Origin of the sequence: Microbacterium sp. BF1, from assembly GCF_019279095.1 — a bacterium.
Taxonomy (GTDB): domain Bacteria; phylum Actinomycetota; class Actinomycetes; order Actinomycetales; family Microbacteriaceae; genus Microbacterium; species Microbacterium maritypicum.
In genome coordinates this window covers 1-883 of sequence record NZ_JAGYWT010000725.1, presented here as the reverse complement: position 1 = coordinate 883, position 883 = coordinate 1, and the positions used below count along the sequence as shown (strand labels likewise).

Here is an 883-nt window from a genome sequence, read left to right as displayed (position 1 = left end):
TACGGCGTGATCGTCGGGCGGTCGTGGCCGGCGCTCATGACGGCATCCGCGTGCGAAGCGAGGAAGTGCCCGTGGACCAGGCGTCCAGGATGTGCGCGCCTCCCCATCCGTCGACGGTCAGGCACGCGGCGGCACCGAACATGATGTCGGGCAGCAGCTCGGGGTGATCCTCGGCGAGGCTGCCGGCGAGGTCTCGCGCGGCGATCTGCTCGTGCACCGCGTCGGCCTCGACGTGCTCGTCGAAGTAGTCCGAGACGTCGGAGCCGAAGCCCAGACGGCGCAGGCCGTCGGCATACAGACGGCACGGGATCGACGAGGTCATCTCGTAGGCGGCGAGGTGGCCGACGATCGAACCCACCAGGCGGCGGTTGAGGCCGAACATCGACATCATGTTGAGAGAGGCGAGAGTGACGGCGGGCAGGTCGTCGACATACGCACCGTAGGTGTCATCGAGACCTGCCGCCCGCATGGCGCGCGCGAAGAGCGCAGCGTGCACACGGTGCGGACGGCCACCGCCGTATTCGTCGGACTGGATCTCGACGAGCGCGGCCTTGGCGCGTCCGTCCAGTCGGGGGATAGCCCAGGAGTGCGGGTCCGCCTCGCGCAGCGTGTATGCCGAGCGCTGGATGAGCATCTCCTGCGCCTGCGTCGCGGTGGCCTTCTTGACGAAGTACCGGGAAAGGCTCGGCCCCGTGTCGGCCTCCGCGAGAGCGAAGAGCGACCGACCGACGGCATCGACGGTCGGCTCCGGCAGGCTCGGCATCGGCACGCCGGCACGCAGTTCGCGCTCGAACGCCGCCTCGAGGATGCGCCGGGTGGTCACAAGCGCGGGGTCCCATTCCAGATCGGGGTCGAGCTGCGGGAGTGACCCGTACGCGGAGGC

The 883-nt window shown here is 69.6% G+C and carries 1 protein-coding gene; it reads right to left on the bottom strand.

Going from position 1 to position 883, the window contains the following annotated elements; all coding sequences use genetic code 11:
* Window positions 1–34: 34 nt before the first annotated feature.
* Window positions 35–883, bottom strand: an 849-nt coding sequence (locus KZA10_RS16340; RefSeq protein ID WP_218683416.1) for an iron-containing redox enzyme family protein, incomplete at its 5' end; no start/stop codon positions are given.